16 protein-coding genes, 1 pseudogene and 1 riboswitch are annotated in these 16,293 nt (G+C 71.5%); of the genes and pseudogenes, 13 read left to right on the top strand and 4 right to left on the bottom strand.

Annotated features, from left to right (window positions below; all coding sequences use genetic code 11):
• Positions 1-268: 268 nt before the first annotated feature.
• The gene (locus tag GL259_RS25935; RefSeq protein WP_166461558.1) at positions 269-859 is read left to right on the top strand and encodes an N-acetylmuramoyl-L-alanine amidase; all 591 of its coding nucleotides are present in this window, start codon (positions 269-271) and stop codon (positions 857-859) included.
• A 143-nt stretch (positions 860-1,002) separates the two neighbouring features.
• Entirely contained in the window at positions 1,003-1,920 is a 918-nt protein-coding gene (locus GL259_RS25930; protein WP_159535726.1) for a pyridoxal-phosphate dependent enzyme, read from the top strand.
• On the opposite strand, the gene GL259_RS25925 is transcribed toward GL259_RS25930, so the two are convergent.
• Positions 1,898-3,538: a Na+/H+ antiporter gene (locus GL259_RS25925; protein ID WP_159535725.1), complete on the bottom strand. Its 1,641-nt coding sequence runs from the start codon at positions 3,536-3,538 to the stop codon at positions 1,898-1,900. The two genes, GL259_RS25930 and GL259_RS25925, sit on opposite strands and share 23 nt — an antisense overlap.
• A 59-nt stretch (positions 3,539-3,597) precedes the next feature.
• On the opposite strand from GL259_RS25925, the gene GL259_RS25920 reads away from it, so the two are divergent.
• The 3 genes from GL259_RS25920 to GL259_RS25910 all read left to right on the top strand — a co-directional run bounded on the left by GL259_RS25920 (position 3,598) and on the right by GL259_RS25910 (position 5,679).
• Positions 3,598-3,858, top strand: a complete 261-nt coding sequence (locus tag GL259_RS25920; RefSeq protein ID WP_159535724.1) for a UBP-type zinc finger domain-containing protein — start codon at positions 3,598-3,600, stop codon at positions 3,856-3,858.
• 256 nt (positions 3,859-4,114) lie between these two features.
• Positions 4,115-4,528, top strand: coding sequence for an anti-sigma regulatory factor (locus tag GL259_RS25915; protein ID WP_004925829.1), 414 nt, complete (start codon positions 4,115-4,117; stop codon positions 4,526-4,528).
• Between the two features lie 17 nt (positions 4,529-4,545).
• On the top strand, positions 4,546-5,679 hold the full coding sequence (locus tag GL259_RS25910) for an RNA polymerase sigma factor SigF (protein WP_159535723.1): 1,134 nt from the start codon (positions 4,546-4,548) through the stop codon (positions 5,677-5,679).
• 81 nt (positions 5,680-5,760) lie between these two features.
• On the opposite strand, the gene GL259_RS25905 is transcribed toward GL259_RS25910, so the two are convergent.
• Positions 5,761-6,201 (bottom strand): hypothetical protein, encoded by a 441-nt coding sequence (locus GL259_RS25905; protein WP_159535722.1) that lies wholly within the window; start codon positions 6,199-6,201, stop codon positions 5,761-5,763.
• A gap of 115 nt (positions 6,202-6,316) precedes the next feature.
• On the opposite strand from GL259_RS25905, the gene GL259_RS25900 reads away from it, so the two are divergent.
• Both GL259_RS25900 and GL259_RS25895 read left to right on the top strand, forming a co-directional pair.
• Positions 6,317-7,285, top strand: coding sequence for a diacylglycerol kinase family protein (locus tag GL259_RS25900; RefSeq protein ID WP_159535721.1), 969 nt, complete (start codon positions 6,317-6,319; stop codon positions 7,283-7,285).
• Between the two features lie 320 nt (positions 7,286-7,605).
• Positions 7,606-7,863, top strand: coding sequence for a WhiB family transcriptional regulator (locus GL259_RS25895; protein WP_003992873.1), 258 nt, complete (start codon positions 7,606-7,608; stop codon positions 7,861-7,863).
• Between the two features lie 246 nt (positions 7,864-8,109).
• On the opposite strand, the gene GL259_RS25890 is transcribed toward GL259_RS25895, so the two are convergent.
• Positions 8,110-9,576 carry a PAS domain-containing sensor histidine kinase gene (locus tag GL259_RS25890; RefSeq protein WP_159538978.1) on the bottom strand — a complete coding sequence of 489 codons (1,467 nt, stop codon included), beginning with the start codon at positions 9,574-9,576 and terminating at the stop codon, positions 8,110-8,112.
• Positions 9,577-9,936: 360 nt separating this feature from the next.
• Positions 9,937-10,602 carry a TetR/AcrR family transcriptional regulator gene (locus GL259_RS25885; protein ID WP_159535720.1) on the bottom strand — a complete coding sequence of 222 codons (666 nt, stop codon included), beginning with the start codon at positions 10,600-10,602 and terminating at the stop codon, positions 9,937-9,939.
• Between the two features lie 163 nt (positions 10,603-10,765).
• Between GL259_RS25885 and GL259_RS25880 the strand changes: the two genes are divergently transcribed.
• From GL259_RS25880 to GL259_RS25855, 6 genes and pseudogenes are all read left to right on the top strand, one after another.
• Positions 10,766-11,518, top strand: a complete 753-nt coding sequence (locus tag GL259_RS25880) for an SDR family oxidoreductase (protein ID WP_159535719.1) — start codon at positions 10,766-10,768, stop codon at positions 11,516-11,518.
• 182 nt (positions 11,519-11,700) lie between these two features.
• Positions 11,701-12,486, top strand: coding sequence for a glucosamine-6-phosphate deaminase (gene nagB, locus GL259_RS25875; protein WP_159535718.1), 786 nt, complete (start codon positions 11,701-11,703; stop codon positions 12,484-12,486).
• Between the two features lie 172 nt (positions 12,487-12,658).
• Positions 12,659-13,423 carry a GntR family transcriptional regulator gene (locus GL259_RS25870; RefSeq protein WP_159535717.1) on the top strand — a complete coding sequence of 255 codons (765 nt, stop codon included), beginning with the start codon at positions 12,659-12,661 and terminating at the stop codon, positions 13,421-13,423.
• A gap of 173 nt (positions 13,424-13,596) precedes the next feature.
• Positions 13,597-13,863 (top strand): DUF3311 domain-containing protein, encoded by a 267-nt coding sequence (locus tag GL259_RS25865; protein WP_159535716.1) that lies wholly within the window; start codon positions 13,597-13,599, stop codon positions 13,861-13,863.
• Positions 13,860-15,488 (top strand): sodium:solute symporter family protein, encoded by a 1,629-nt coding sequence (locus GL259_RS25860; RefSeq protein WP_159535715.1) that lies wholly within the window; start codon positions 13,860-13,862, stop codon positions 15,486-15,488. The genes GL259_RS25865 and GL259_RS25860 overlap by 4 nt, the downstream gene beginning before the upstream one ends.
• Before the next feature lie 77 nt (positions 15,489-15,565).
• Positions 15,566-16,073: pseudogene (locus GL259_RS25855) on the top strand (GNAT family N-acetyltransferase).
• A 35-nt stretch (positions 16,074-16,108) separates the two neighbouring features.
• Positions 16,109-16,267: riboswitch (cobalamin riboswitch) on the top strand.
• The last annotated feature ends 26 nt before the right edge of the window (positions 16,268-16,293 follow it).

Here is a 16,293-nt window from a genome sequence, read left to right as displayed (position 1 = left end):
GATCCACGTCCGTCTGTGCCGGACGCCGGACTGCGTGATCAAGCGTTCCTCACACGGAGTGCTCGCGCCATTACCCGAACGAGCGGGAATGGATCTTGACTGGTCTGGGCACACATGGGGCCGCTCGACGGCGCCCCACCGGAAGGAGAATGTCCGGATCGGCTCGTACGGGATCCGAACGAGTAGTTGAACACGCTCCTTTCAGGTATAGGCCCGGTAGGAGGCGGTTGCGACGGGCGGCCGCCGCCCGGCACGAAGGAGGGTGGCCATGGCACCACCCATGTCCGCGAGCGCGTTCCTGCGCGCTCTGAGGGCGGAGGGACTCACGGTCGTCGAGGTCGGCGACTGGCGCGACCACAACCGCAACCACAAGGGCCCGTGGGGGCCGGTCCACGGCGTGATGATCCACCACACGGTGACCAAGGGCAGCGCCCGGACCGTGGAGCTCTGCCGCAAGGGCTACGCGGACCTGCCGGGGCCCTTGTGCCACGGCGTCATCACCAAGGACGGCCGGGTCCACCTCGTCGGCTACGGCCGGGCCAACCACGCCGGTCTCGGCGACGACGACGTGCTGCGCGCGGTGATCGCCGAGACGCGGCTGCCGGCGGACAACGAGCAGAACACCGACGGCAACCGGCACTTCTACGGCTTCGAGTGCGAGAACCTGGGCGACGGCGAGGATCCCTGGCCGGCGGCGCAGCTGGAGGCCATCGAGAGGGCCTCGGCCGCGGTGTGCCGCCACCACGGCTGGACCGAGCGGTCGGTGATCGGGCACAAGGAGTGGCAGCCGGGGAAGGTGGACCCGCGCGGATTCACGATGGGTTCGATGAGGGAGCGGATCCGTGACCGCCTGAGATGACCCGGCGGCGCGACGGCGCACGCGGCCGCCGGTGGCGACGACCCGCCGGGATCCGTCGCCCGCTCCCCCGAGACCGGCGGAGCCCGCTCCCGGCGTGCCGGTCCACCGGTCCGGCGCCCTCCCCTCCGGGCGACAATGACCCCGTGACCGGCTCCGGCGAACCCGCCTCCCTCCCCCTCACCGGCCTGCGCCCGCGGCTGCCCTCGCCACTGCAGGAGGTGGCGGACGAGCGGTTCGCCCGGCGCGGGGTCCGGCTGCTGCTGAAGCGGGACGATCTGATCCACCCCGAGCTGGTCGGGAACAAGTGGCGCAAGCTGGCCCCGAACCTCGCCGCGGCGGCCGGGCGGACGGTGCTCACCTTCGGCGGCGCCTACTCCAACCACCTGCGGGCCACGGCCGCCGCCGGCCGACTGCTCGGCCTGCGCACGGTCGGCGTGGTGCGCGGCCAGGAACTCGCCGGCCGCCCGCTCAACCCCTCGCTGGCCCGGTGCGTGTCCGACGGCATGCGGCTGCACTTCGTCGACCGGTCGACCTACCGCCGCAAGGCCGAGCCGGAGACCCTCGCGGCCGTCCTGCGCGCGGCGGACGCCGAGGACGCGTACGTCGTGCCCGAGGGCGGCAGCAACTCCCTCGCGGTGCGCGGCTGCCGGACGCTCGGTGCGGAGCTGGCCGGCCGGGCCGACGTGGTCGCGGTGGCCTGCGGCACCGGCGGCACGCTCGCCGGCCTGGCCGCCGGACTCGGTGCCGGCGGGCACGCGCTGGGCGTTCCGGTGCTGAAGGGCGGCTTCCTGACCGGGGAGATACGGGCCCTGCAGAACGAGGCGTTCGGTGGTCCGCGCGGCGACTGGAGCCTCGACGAGCGCTTCCACTTCGGCGGCTACGCCCGTACCGCCGAGGAACTCGACGCGTTCGCCGAGGACTTCGGGCACCGGCACGGCATACCCGTCGAACGTCTCTATGTCGCCAAGTTGCTCTACGCCCTTGTCGCCCTGGCGGAGGAGGGCGCCTTCCCGCGCGGGAGCACGGTCGCCGCGGTGATCACCGGTCGCCCCTTCCCCTGAACCTGCCCGCTCCGGACGGGAGGTCCTGGTTCGCCTCCCGGTACGCCGCCGCCTCCTCCAGGTCCAGTCGGCGCAGCAGCGTCCGCAGCATCTCGTCGTCGATGTACCGGCCGTCGCGCAGCCTGACGAACACCTCGCGCTCCGCGCCGATCATCTTCCGCGACAGCCGCCGGTAGGTGTCGTCCACCGTCTCCCCGGTGACCGGGTTGACCTGGCCGAGCCGCTCCCAGACGGCGTTGCGGCGGCGCTCCAGGACGGTGCGCAGCCGGTCGGCGAGCGGTGCGGGCAGGGCGTTGCGCTCGTCGGCCAGGAGCTCGTCCAGCCGCCGCTCGGCGGCCCGGGAGGCCTGCGCCTGGGCGTTGGCCTCCGCCAGGGTCTCGGCCTGCGCGTCGCGTCCGGGGAACCTCAGCACGCGGATCAGCGGGGGCAGGGTCAGCCCCTGCACGACCAGGGTGCCGATGACGGTGGTGAAGGTCAGGAAGAGCAGCAGGTTGCGCTGCGGGAAGTCCTCGCCCTCGGCGGTGATCGGGATGGAGAAGGCGATGGCCAGCGAGACCACGCCCCTCATCCCGGCCCACGCGATGACGAACGGCTTCTTCCAGCCGGGTCTCCCCTCGCGCTCCCGGATCCGCGCCGACAGCACCGGGGGCAGCCAGATCGCCGGGTACACCCACACGAACCGCGCGACGACGACCACCGCGAAGACCGCGAGCGCGTACAGGGCGGCGTCGGTGCCCGCGTACTCCCCGAGCCCCCCGAGGACGACCGGCAGTTGCAGTCCGATGAGCGCGAAGACCGCGGACTCCAGCACGAACGCGACCATCTTCCACACCGCCTCCTCCTGGAGGCGGGTGGCGAAGTCGACCTCCCACGCGCGGTGCCCCAGATAGAGGGCGACGACCACGACGGCGATGACGCCGGAGGCGTGCACCTGCTCGGCGGCGGCATAGGCGACGAACGGGATCAGCAGGGAGAGCGTGTTCTGCAGCAGCGCCTCCTTCACGTGCGTGCGCAGCCAGTGCAGGGGGGCCATCAGCACCAGGCCGAACGCCACCCCGCCGACCGCCGCGAGCAGGAACTCCCCGACTCCCCCGGCCCAGGTGGCGCCCTCGCCGACCGCCGCCGCCACGGCCACCCGGAACGCGGTGATCGCGGTGGCGTCGTTCAGCAGGGACTCGCCCTGGAGGATGGTGGTGACCCGGGACGGCAGCCCGACCCGGCGCGCCACCGCCGTCGCCGCGACCGCGTCCGGCGGGGCCACCACGGCGCCGAACACCAGGGCCGCGGTCAGGGGCAGGCCGGGCACGATCAGGTACAGGGCCCAGCCGACGACGAAGGTCGCGAACAGCACGTACCCCACCGACAGCAGCGCCACCGGCCGCACCTGCGCCCGCAGGTCCAGGTAGGAGCTGTCGGTGGCCGCCGTGTGCAGCAGAGGGGGCAGGACGAGCGGCAGCACGATGTGCGGGTCGAGCGTGTACTCGGGCACGCCGGGGACGTAGCTGACCGCCAGGCCGGCCGCGACCAGCAGCAGCGGCGCCGGCACCCAGGTGCGCCGGGCGGCCGCGGCGATCGCGGCGCTGCCCGCCACCAGCAACAGCAGGGGCATCACGTCCATGTCCGGCCCGCTCTCGTTTTCTGCGCGGTCTTCCGCGCGCCCGTCGTAATCTGGCCACCATGAAACAGTGCACGCATGCCGGCGCGCTCCCGCACCCGGAACCCGTCCCGCTCAGTGAGACGTGCCCGGAGTGCCTGCGGGACGGCACGGACCCGGTGCAGCTGCGCCTGTGCCTGAGCTGCGGCCACGTCGGCTGCTGCGACTCCTCGCCGGGACGGCACGCGGCGGAGCACCACAGGGAGTCGGGTCACCCCGTGATGCGGACCCACGAACCGGGCGAGGACTGGCGCTGGTGCTTCGTCGATCACGTACTCGTGTGACCCGACGGGACTCCGGTGCCGGACGGTTCGACCGCCTGACGACCGGGTACGTCAATCCGGCGCGCGCTCTTCCCATTTGGGCCCGCAGACCCCTAGCCACGGAGCGTATTCATAGTTTTACTATGAGTGACAGCAGTCGCCGGGGTCCCGGGGACAGGATCGCCGGGAGCGCGATAGCGTCACCGCTGAACCACGTAGCGCGTTGTCCGGGGGGCGACCCCGGCCCTGTAACGCTTGTACCACCTTGGAGGTGAGGGTGTCCCAGATCGCAGGCGAGCCCGCGACCCAGGACTTCGTGGAAGTCCGGCTGCCGGCCGCGGGGGCCTACCTGTCGGTGCTGCGTACGGCCACGGCCGGGCTCGCGGCCCGTTTGGACTTCACCCTCGACGAGATCGAGGACCTGCGCATCGCGGTCGACGAGGCCTGCGCGATCCTGCTCCAGCAGGCCGTGCCGGGATCGGTGCTCAGTTGCGTCTTCCGGCTCGTCGACGACTCGCTCGAGGTCACGGTCTCGGCGCCGACCACGGACGGTCACGCCCCCTCGCGGGACACCTTCGCCTGGACCGTCCTGTCCGCGCTCGCGGGCAAGGTCTCCTCGGCGGTGGACGAGGACAAGACCGTTTCGATCAGCCTCTACAAACAGCGCGGCGCGGGACCCGGGCCGGCGTGAGGAACGAGGACGGGCCGGTGCGGGACGAAGAACGCGGTACGAGGGAGCTGCCGGCCGGGCGCGTGCCGGACGGCATCGACGGCATCCCCGAGCAGGCCCGGCCGCATCCGGAGGACGACTCCACGGAGACCGGCTCCGCGGGCGGCGGGCGGCCCGGCGGTGCCGTGCGGAGCAGGCCTCCGGGCGGGTCGGCCGGGGTCGCTCCCGGCCACGGGGGCGCCCCCGCTCGAGCGAAGCCGGCGGCGGGGGACGAGGCGAGCGCTCGGGGAAGGGCGACGGGCGGGACGATGAGCGAGCACGAGCGACACGCCGAGGACGAGGCGCCGCGGGCGCCGAGTGCCCGGGGTGCCAGGAGCACACCGGGCGGCCAGAACGCGCACGGCGCACAGCACGACGCGCAGGACCGCAGCGGGGCGCGTGCCATGTTCCTCGAGCTGCGCTCGCTGCGGGACGGCAGCCCCGAGTACGCGGAACTGCGCAATCAGCTGGTCCGCATGCACCTGCCGCTCGTCGAGCACCTCGCCCGCCGCTTCCGCAACCGCGGCGAGCCGCTGGACGACCTCACCCAGGTCGCCACCATCGGGCTGATCAAGTCGGTCGACCGCTTCGACCCGGACCGCGGCGTGGAGTTCTCGACGTACGCGACCCCGACGGTCGTCGGCGAGATCAAGCGGCACTTCCGCGACAAGGGCTGGGCGGTGCGCGTGCCGCGCCGGCTGCAGGAGCTGCGCCTGTCGCTGACGACGGCCACGGCCGAGCTCTCGCAGCTGCACGGCCGCTCCCCCACGGTCCACGAGCTGGCCGAGAAGCTGTCGATCTCGGAGGAGGAGGTCCTGGAGGGCCTGGAGTCCGCCAACGCGTACTCCACGCTGTCCCTGGACGTCCCCGACACCGACGACGAGTCCCCCGCGGTCGCCGACACCCTCGGCGCCGAGGACGAGGCGCTGGAGGGCGTGGAGTACCGGGAGTCGCTCAAGCCGCTGCTGGAGGACCTCCCGCCGCGCGAGAAGCGGATCCTGCTGCTGCGCTTCTTCGGCAACATGACCCAGTCGCAGATCGCGCAGGAGGTCGGCATCTCGCAGATGCACGTCTCGCGGCTGCTGGCCCGCACGCTCGCCCAGCTGCGGGAGAAGCTGCTCGTGGAGGAGTGAGGGGACGCGGCCGCCGGGGTCTTCCGTCCGGACCGGGCCGGACCCCGCGGGCCCGGGGCCTGGTCCACGCGAGAGCCCTGGCTACTTCCCGGTGTTCCCGGGGCCCCGGATGCCGAGGGCCCGGGTCGTCTCGGGGTTGAGCAGCAGGACGAGCGCGGTGACGGCCACCACGGCGAGCACGATCCCGGCCGGGATGGCCGTGCTGTCGGCCTTCAGCAGGGTGTAGGCCACCGGCAGCGCCATGATCTGCGTGATGACGGCGGGGCCGCGGCTCCAGCCGCGCCGGCCGAGCAGCCCCCGCGCGGCGACGAGCGGCAGCAGCGCGAGCACGATCAGCGTCACCCCGCCGGTGACGGCCTGCCGGCGGTCGTCCGGCTCGCCCGTGACACCGAGGACCAGCATCCAGATCCCGCCGACCACCAGTGCGAGCCCCTCCAGGGCGGCCAGCACCGCGGCGTACGTCAGACGGCGCGGGCGGGGGCCGGTGGTGTCCGGGGCGGTGGGGGTCCGTTCACTGCTCACCCCTGAAGGGTAGCCCTCTCCTCATCCGCCCCGTGTCGAGGTTCACGCACCGCCCCCCGGCCCGATCCGCACCTCGGTCTGGGCCCGGTACCGCCCAGTAGGTACCCTGCACGTCATGCGTGCACTTCTTGTGGTCAATCCGGCGGCAACCACCACGAGTGCGCGCACGCGCGACGTACTGATCCACGCGCTCGCCAGCGAGGTGAAGCTGGAGGCGGTCACCACCGAGTACCGCGGGCACGGGCGCGACCTGGGCCGGCAGGCGGCGGAGAGCGACGACATCGACCTGGTCGTGGCCCTCGGCGGCGACGGCACGGTCAACGAGGTCGTCAACGGCCTCCTGCACGCCGGCCCCGACCCGGAACACCTGCCCGGGCTCGCCGTGGTCCCCGGCGGCTCCACCAACGTCTTCGCCCGCGCCCTGGGGCTGCCCAACCAGCCCGTGGAGGCCACCGGCGTCCTGCTGGACGCGCTGCGCGAGGGCCGCGAACGCACCGTGGGCCTGGGCCTGACCTCGGGGACCCCGGGCTCGGAGGACGAGGCGGTGCCGGCCCGCTGGTTCACCTTCAACGCGGGACTGGGCTTCGACGCCGGTGTGGTCGGCCGGGTGGAGCAGCACCGCGAGCGCGGCAGGAAGTCCACCCACGCGCTGTACGTGCGCCAGGTCGTGCGCCAGCTGTTCGGCGAGCCGCACCGCCGGAACGGGGTGATCACCCTGGAGCAGCCGGGCGAGGACCCGGTCACCGATCTGGTGCTCTCCATAGTCTCGAACACCTCGCCGTGGACGTTTCTCGGCAATCGCCCGATCTATGCGTCACCTAAGGCCTCGTTCGACACGGGCCTGGACATCTTCGGTCTGAGCCGGCTGTCCACCGCCGCGGTTGCCCGGTATGGCACCCAGTTGCTCACTTCGTCCCCGGAGCGCGGCCCCCAGGGCAAGCACGCCGTCTCCCGGCACGATCTGACGCAGTTCACCTTGCATTCGAAGGTGCCGCTGCCCCTTCAGATGGACGGTGACCACCTGGGGCTGCGCACCAGCGTGACGTTCACAGGCGTACGCCGTGCACTGCGTGTGATTGTGTGAGCAGAAAGGGCCAAAGTCCTTTCACTCGAACGTTTAGACCAGGATCCACCCCATGGAAGTACGGCTGTGACCTAGTCGACACCGAAGAATCAAAAAAAACTTTCCGGAAGGGGTTGTATCCGCCGCCGAGGTTTGCGAGTCTCTACGTGGCGATCAGGACGGCCCGCAACACCGGCCTCCACGGATCACCGGAACCCCTCTTCAAATCCAAGGACCACGCCAGGGAACCTGGCGGTCGGCCCTTCACTTGTTGGGGGATTCGTGAAAGCGTTCACATTCACAAGCAAACCCTGCAGTAATACCAAGGAGAGGTAGCAGCCATGGACTGGCGTCACAACGCCGTTTGCCGCGAGGAAGACCCCGAGCTCTTCTTCCCCATCGGCAACACCGGTCCTGCGCTGCTGCAGATCGAGGAAGCCAAGGCCGTCTGCCGTCGCTGCCCGGTGATCGAGCAGTGCCTGCAGTGGGCGCTCGAGTCCGGTCAGGACTCCGGCGTCTGGGGTGGTCTCAGCGAGGACGAGCGTCGCGCGATGAAGCGCCGCGCCGCCCGCAACCGGGCCCGTCAGGCCTCCGCCTGACAACCCCGCCCCTGCTGACAGCCTGAGCTTGGCGGCGCGTGCAGCGAGTACGCATCTCCCGCCCCCGAGCCGCAGCGCGCAGTTCCCCCGAATTCTCGACTTCGCTCGAGCAGGGGGTAACCCCATCGCATGAGCATGAGCCCCGGCCGTCTCCACCGGTCCGGGGCTTTTCGCTGTCCCCGTCCCTCCGGGACGCCGAGGGCGCCCGACATCACGTCAGGCGCCCTCTGTGCATGAGTACTTGAGCTACTTCCCCGACTGCACCGGGACGTCGAGGATCACCCGGGTCCCCCGGCCGGGGGCCGGAACCATGTCGAAGGTGCCGCCCAGCTCGCCCTCCACCAGGGTCCGCACGATCTGCAGGCCGAGGTTGCCGGCGGTGTGCGGGTCGAAGCCTTCGGGCAGACCCACGCCGTCGTCCTGCACGGTGACCAGCAGGCGCGCCTCCTTCGTGGTGCCGCCGCGGACCGCGGAGACCTCGACGGTGCCGGTCTCGCCCTCGCGGAAGCCGTGCTCCAGGGCGTTCTGCAGGACCTCGGTCAGCACCATGGACAGCGGGGTGGCGACCTCCGCGTCGAGTATGCCGAAGCGGCCGGTGCGCCGGCCGGTGACCTTGCCCGGGGAGATCTCGGCGACCATCGCCAGGACGCGGTCGGCGATCTCGTCGAACTCCACGCGCTCGTCGAGGTTCTGGGAGAGCGTCTCGTGCACGATCGCGATGGATCCGACGCGGCGCACCGCCTCCTCCAGCGCCTCCCGGCCGCGCTCGGACCCGATCCGCCGGGCCTGGAGCCGCAGCAGCGCCGCCACCGTCTGGAGGTTGTTCTTCACCCGGTGGTGGATCTCCCGGATGGTCGCGTCCTTGGTGATCAACTCACGTTCGCGGCGGCGAAGTTCGGTGACGTCACGGAGGAGGACCAGTGATCCGATGCGCGTCCCCTTCGGCTTGAGCGGGATCGCCCGGAACTGGATCACCCCGTCGTTCGCCTCGATCTCGAACTCGCGCGGGGCCCAGCCGCTGGCGACCTTGGCCAGCGCCTCGTCCACCGGGCCGCGGGAAGGGGCCAGTTCGGCGGTGGTCCGGCCGAGGTGGTGGCCGACCAGGTCGGCGGCCAGGCCCAGCCGGTGGTAGGCGGAGAGGGCGTTCGGGGAGGCGTACTGGACGATGCCGTCGGCGTCGAGCCGGATCAGCCCGTCGCCGACGCGGGGCGAGGCGTCCATGTCGAGCTGCTGGTTCGCGAACGGGAAGGCGCCCGCCGCGATCATCTGCGCGAGGTCGGAGGCGCTCTGCAGGTAGGTGAGCTCCAGCCGGCTCGGGGTGCGCACGGTGAGCAGGTTGGTGTTGCGCGCGATCACCCCGAGGACGCGGCCTTCGCGCCGGACGGGGATGGACTCGACGCGGACCGGGACCTCCTCGCGCCACTCCGGGTCCCCCTCGCGCACGATCCGGCCCTCGTCCAGGGCCGCGTCCAGCATCGGCCGGCGTCCGCGCGGGACGAGGTGGCCGACCATGTCGTCCTGGTACGAGGTGGGGCCGGTGTTCGGCCGCATCTGGGCGACGGAGACGTAGCGGGTGCCGTCACGGGTGGGAACCCACAGGACCAGGTCGGCGAAGGAGAGGTCGGAGAGCAGCTGCCACTCCGAGACCAGCAGGTGGAGCCACTCGAGGTCGGTGTCGTCGAGGGCGGTGTGCTGGCGTACGAGTTCGTTCATGGAGGGCACGTCAGCGAGCGTACCCGGGGCCGTACCGGCCCTGAGAACACCCGCGGGCCGCGGCGCCTGGGAGGGACCCTCAACCCTCCCGGCACCGCAGCCCGGAGCAATATCGGCCGCGGGGTGTGCGGTCCCGGTCGGCCGAGCGATGAGGAGCCGGGGCAGTCAGGGCAGAGAGCTCCGGATCCTCGATCCGCCTTCCTGTGCGGGGAAGGCAGGCTTTGTGTCTGCTGTGCATTGTGGACTAGACCACTGCCGGTGTCCATGCGCGGAACATTGTTCGTCGATGTCACGTCGCGAGGTGCCGCGTCGTGGATCGTCGCGCCGCCCCGCCGGACGCACAGGCGTCCACCACGCAGCCTAACCCGTGGGGGTTCCCGCGCGGGGCCAGACGGACAGGGCAATTTCGGCGAGCGACTCCAGCTCCTCCCGGCTCGCTCCGTCCCGCGCCTGCTGCGACATGCCCTGGATCATCGCCCCGGTGTACCGGGCGAGCGCGCCGGCGTCGGTGTCCGCGGGCAGCACCCCGGCGGCGACGTCGTCCCGGATCCGGCGCTCGAACGCGGCGATGTTGGCCGTGCGGCGCTCCCGCAGGGACCGCTCGACCTCGGGGTTCGAGCAGTTCGCGGCGGCGTGGATGACGAGGCAGCCGTGCGGGTGGCCGGGTTCGGTGTACGCGGTGGCGGCCTCCCGCAGTATCCGCTCGACGGCGGCCCGGGCGGTGGGCTCCTCGGCGAGGGCACGGTCGGTGAAGGAGCCGTACCGCGCGCCGTAGACCCGGACGACCTCGTCGAACAGGGAGCGCTTGTCGCCGAAGGCCGCGTAGAGGCTCGGGGCGCCGATGTCCATGACGCGGGTGAGGTCGGAGACCGACGTGGCCTCGTAGCCGTGCTCCCAGAAGGCGAGGAGCGCCTTCTCCAGCGCGGTTTCCCGGTCGAAGGAGCGGGGACGGCCGCGGGGTCTGCGCGCGGGTCCGGCCCCGGTGCGGGCGGTCCCGCTCCGCCCGGCGTCCTCGTCCCTCACCACGCGATCCCTCCTCGTCCGCCGGGGGGCCTGCGCCCCGTCCGTCCCGCGGTCCGCCCGCGTCCCCCCGTGGGGTGCATTTTATAGCGGGCACTAGAAAAAGTCGGCGGGCCGGCGTACGGTTTTTTTCTGTAGCGACCACTACGGAAATCAGGAGGGCGTCGGCATGGGTGTGCTCACGGGCAGGACGGCACTCGTCACGGGAGCGAGCAGGGGCATCGGGCGGGGCATCGCCGAGCGGCTGGGGCGCGACGGAGCACGGGTCGCGGTGCACTACGGCCGGAACGAGGCGGCGGCGAAGGAGACGGTCGCCGCGATCGAGGCGGCGGGCGGCTCGGCGTTCGCGATCGGCGTGGTGCTCGGCGTCCCCGGGGACGCCGAGGCGCTGTGGGAGGAGTTCGACCGGCACGCGGACGGCCTGGACGTGCTGGTGAACAACGCGGGGATCGGGACCTCACGGCCGATCGAGGAGATCCGGGAGGAGGAGTACGACGCGCTCTTCGCGGTGAACGTGAAGGCGCCCTTCTTCATCGTCAAGCACGGCATGACGCGGCTGCGGGACGAAGGGCGGATCATCAACGTCTCCTCGGGGCTCGCCCGGACCGCGGCGATGCCGGGAAACGTGGCGTACGCGATGACCAAGGGGGCACTGGACGTCCTCTCCCGGGACCTGTCCAAGATCCTGGGCCGGCGGGGCATCAGGGTGAACTCGGTGGCACCGGGGCTGATCGACACCGACAACACGGCCCCGTTCCTGCACGGCACGGAGGACGGCTGGGCGTGGGCCGAGGAGATATCGGCGCTCGGGAAGGTGGGGACCCCGGCGGAGGTCGCGGACGTGGTGGCGTTCCTGGCCTCGGACGCGGGCCGATGGGTGACGGGGAGCTGGGTGGACGCCACCGGAGGGTCACTGACGTAGCACCGCGCGACGGGCCGGGTCCGCCCGGCCCTGGGATGCTGAAGGGGGCGGGAGGAGGGCCGCCCCGCGCCGCTCGCCCGGGAGGGCGGCGCCCGCTCTGCTAGATTGATTGGTCTAAACCACATGGTCCCTTCCGGGTCCAGTTCCAGTCGAGCCCTCCTCATCAGATCGGCAGGCCCAGCGTGGAAGTTGTCATCGTTGCGGACGCCAAGGCCGGCGGCGAACTCATCGCCGAGGCCATGGCTCAACTCCTGCGGCGCAAGCCCGACGCCCTGCTCGGCGTGGCCACCGGCTCCACGCCACTGCCCATCTACCAGGCACTGGCGGCCAAGGTGCGCGACGGTGCCGTGGATGCCTCGCGGGCACGCATCGCCCAGCTCGACGAGTACGTGGGGCTGCCCGCCGACCACCCCGAGTCCTACCGCTCGGTGCTCCGGCGCGAGGTGCTGGAGCCGCTCGGGATCGGCATGGACGCCTTCATGGGGCCCGACGGCACGGCCGAGGACGTGCAGGGCGCGTGCGAGGCGTACGACAGGGAACTGGCCGTGGCCGGCGGTGTGGACCTCCAGCTGCTGGGGATCGGGACGGACGGGCACATCGGGTTCAACGAGCCCTGCTCCTCGCTCGCCTCACGCACCCGGATCAAGACGCTGACCGAGCAGACCCGGGTGGACAACGCGCGCTTCTTCGACGGCGACATCGACCAGGTCCCGCACCACGTCATCACCCAGGGCATCGGGACCATCCTGGAGGCCCGCCACCTGGTGCTGCTCGCCACCGGGGAGGGCAAGGCGGACGCCGTCGCCGCGACCGTCGAAGGACCGGTGGCGGCGGTGTGCCCGGCGTCCGCGCTGCAGCTGCACCCGCACGCCACGGTGGTCGTCGACGAGGCGGCCGCCTCCAAGCTGAAGCTCGCCGACTACTTCCGGCACACCTACGCCAACAAGCCGGAGTGGCAGGGGCTCTGAGCCCGTCGCACGGGCCGGGGCCGATCGTGGACTAGACCAGCCCTGATACCGGGGGTATACAGAAGGGATCACGGAGGGTGCGGGGCACACCCCGTCCCGGGCCGTGCCACGATGTGAGCCGTGGCCGACGGGATGTCGGCCGCTTCGGGACTCGGAGCCGGGAAGGCAGAGCATGAGCACCGACGTCAGCAGTGCGGAGAACGAGGGCGGGACTGCGGTCCGTACGGCGCGCGTGCCCAAGTACTACCGGCTGAAGAAGCACCTGCTCGACATGACCGAGACGGCGTCCCCCGGCACCCCGGTCCCGCCCGAGCGCACGCTGGCGGCGGAGTTCGACACCTCGCGCACCACCGTCCGCCAGGCCCTCCAGGAGCTGGTGGTCGAGGGACGCCTGGAGCGCATCCAGGGCAAGGGCACCTTCGTCGCCAAGCCCAAGGTCTCGCAGGCGCTGCAGCTCACCTCGTACACCGAGGACATGCGCGCCCAGGGTCTGGAGCCCACCTCGCAACTGCTGGACATCGGCTACATCACCGCCGACGACCGGCTCGCCGGACTGCTCGACATCACGCCCGGCGGACGGGTGCTGCGCATCGAGCGGCTGCGCATGGCCAACGGCGAGCCGATGGCCATCGAGACCACCCACCTGAGCGCGAAGCGCTTCCCGGCACTGCGCCGCAGCCTGGTCAAGTACACGTCCCTCTACACCGCCCTCGCGGAGGTGTACGACGTCCATCTGGCGGAGGCCGAGGAGACCATCGAGACCTCGCTGGCCACCCCGCGCGAGGCCGGCCTGCTCGGCACGGACGTCGGCCTGCCGATGCTGATGCTCTCCCGGCACTCGCTGGACCGGGACGGACAGCCGGTGGAGTGGGTGCGGTCGGTGTACCGGGGCGACCGGTACAAGTTCGTCGCGCGGCTGAAGCGTCCGCAGGACTGAGCCCGGGAGCCCCGGCGAAACGGACGGTTGACGGGGATTTCGCTGCCGGTGCCTCTCGGTTGAGTGGAATTCGAGGTACCGGTATACGGACGAGGGGTTACGGACGAGCCACCCCCTGACCTAGATTTCCTGCGCACTACCGCCGGTGATCAGTGAGGGGACGGAGCCGTCTGATGTCACAAGCCCCAGGAACCGGCAGGGGGCCGGTGGTGACGCCCGTGCGCGTCGTCATCGCCCTCTGTCTCGTCGCACCCTTCGTGGCCATGCTGTGGGTCGGGTCGTACGCGAAGACCGACCCCGTCGTCATCGGCATCCCGTTCTTCTACTGGTACCAGATGGCGTGGGTGCTGATCTCCACCCTGCTGACCATGGTCGCGTACAAGCTCTGGCAGCGTGACCAGCGCGCCCGCAGGGCCCCGAAGGGAGGTGCGGCGCAGTGAACGACGGCGTGAACGGCGTGGCGCTCGCCGTCTTCGTCTTCTTCTTCGTGCTCGTCACGGTCATGGGCTTCCTGGCCGCGCGCTGGCGCAAGGCGGCGAACGAGCACAGCCTCGACGAGTGGGGCCTGGGCGGCCGGTCCTTCGGCACCTGGGTGACCTGGTTCCTGCTCGGCGGCGACCTGTACACCGCGTACACCTTCGTGGCCGTCCCGGCGGCGATCTACGCGGCGGGCGCGGCCGGCTTCTTCGCGGTGCCGTACACGATCCTCGTGTATCCGCTGATCTTCACCTTCCTGCCCCGCCTGTGGTCGGTGTCGCACAAGCACGGCTACGTGACCACGTCCGACTTCGTGCGCGGCCGGTTCGGTTCGAAGGGGCTGTCGCTGGCCGTCGCGGTCACCGGCATCCTGGCGACGATGCCGTACATCGCGCTCCAGCTGGTCGGCATCCAGGCCGTGCTGGACGTGATGGGCGTCGGCGGCGGCGAGGACACCAACTGGTTCGTCAAGGACCTGCCGCTGCTGATCGCCTTCGGCGTGCTGGCGGCGTACACCTACTCCTCGGGTCTGCGGGCGCCCGCGCTCATCGCGTTCGTGAAGGACACGCTGATCTACCTCGTCATCGCGGTGGCGATCATCTACATCCCGATCAAGCTGGGCGGCTTCGACGAGATCTTCGCCTCGGCGAACGAGGCGTTCGGCCAGACCAACCCGGCCACGGGCGCGCCGCGCGGTGCGCTGGTGCCGGGCGACGCGGGCCAGTGGACGTACGCGACGCTGGCGCTGGGCTCGGCGCTCGCGCTGTTCATGTACCCGCACTCCATCACGGCGACGCTGTCCTCGCGCAGCCGCGAGGTGATCCGCCGCAACACCACGATCCTGCCGCTGTACTCCCTGATGCTGGGTCTGCTGGCGCTGCTGGGCTTCATGGCGATCGCGGCGGGCGTGAAGGTGCAGAACGGCCAGCTGGCGATCCCGCAGCTGTTCGAGGACATGTTCCCCGACTGGTTCGCGGGCGTCGCCTTCGCGGCGATCGGCATCGGCGCCCTCGTCCCCGCGGCCATCATGTCCATCGCGGCGGCGAACCTGTTCACCCGCAACATCTACAAGGACTTCATCAGGCCGGACGCCACACCGGCCCAGGAGACCAAGGTCTCCAAGATCGTCTCCCTGCTGGTGAAGGTGGGCGCGCTCGCCTTCGTCCTGACCATGGACAAGACCGTCGCCATCAACTTCCAGCTGCTGGGCGGCATCTGGATCCTGCAGACCTTCCCGGCCCTGGTCGGCGGCCTGTTCACCCGCTGGTTCCACCGCTGGGCGCTGCTCGCGGGCTGGGCGGTCGGCATGCTCTACGGCACGGTCGCCGCGTACGGCGTCGCCTCCCCGACGCAGAAGCACTTCGGCGGCTCCTCGAAGGAGATCCCCGGCATCGGCGAGATCGGCTACATCGGCCTCACCGCCTTCGTCATCAACGTCCTGGTCACGGTCGTCCTGACCTTCGTCCTGAGGGCCGCCAAGGCCCCCGAGGGCGTCGACCAGACCAAGCCGGAGGACTACACGGCGGACGCGGGCGACCCGGGCGTCCAGGTGGAGCTCCCGCCGGCCACGGCGGGCAGCGCGCACTGACGCCGCAGCCGTGAACCACGGGCCGCCGGAGAAATCCGGCGGCCCGTCGTCGTATCCGTCAAGCACACTCTCCCCCCATGGGCGTCGCCGTCCGGCCGGCGGAGCCCGGCGAGCACGGGGAACTCGGTGAGACCACCGCGCAGGCCCACCTCCGGGACGGGCTGCTCGGCCTCGGGGGGCGCGACGCGTGTCCCGGTGAGCCGGGGGCACGCGGCGACGCGGGCGGCGGTCACCGAGGTGCCGGCCGCCGTGGAGCACGGCGGCGTGCCGGGCGGGGTGACGTTCGTACCGGGCAGCGGACCGATGGCCTGCATGGCCGGGCCCGGCGAGGCCGGGATCCGGATGCTCGCGGTCGCCCATGCGGCCCGGGGCCGCGGTGTCGGGGAGGCCCTCGTCCGCGCCTGCGTCGGCCGGGCACGGGCCGTCGAGGGCTGCGTCCGGGTCGTGCTGCCGGCCCGGCGCACCGTGCACTCCGCCCCCCGCGTCCACGAGCGGCTGGGTTCCGTCCGCACGCCCGGGCGCGACCGGAAGTCCCTCCCGCACCTGGACGACATCACGCTCTTCACCTATGAGTTGACACTCTGACACCATCGAGACACAACATATGGGCCTGCCGACAGCACCCGGCACAAGATGTATGCTCGTGCTCGCTGTCGCCGCAGGGGAATCCGGTGCGAATCCGGAACTGTCCCGCAACGGTGTACTTGTGCGTGTTCGCGTCATGGCGCGGGCGCGCACGGGCTTCAGTCCGAGGACCTGCCGACAGTGCGCCCGGCCGTCCGGTCCGGGTGCCCTGACGTCCGGG

This window comes from Streptomyces sp. Tu 3180, from assembly GCF_009852415.1.
Lineage (GTDB): Bacteria > Actinomycetota > Actinomycetes > Streptomycetales > Streptomycetaceae > Streptomyces.
The sequence above is the reverse complement of the archived record's forward strand: the minus strand, read 5'-3'. Positions and strand labels throughout refer to the sequence as shown.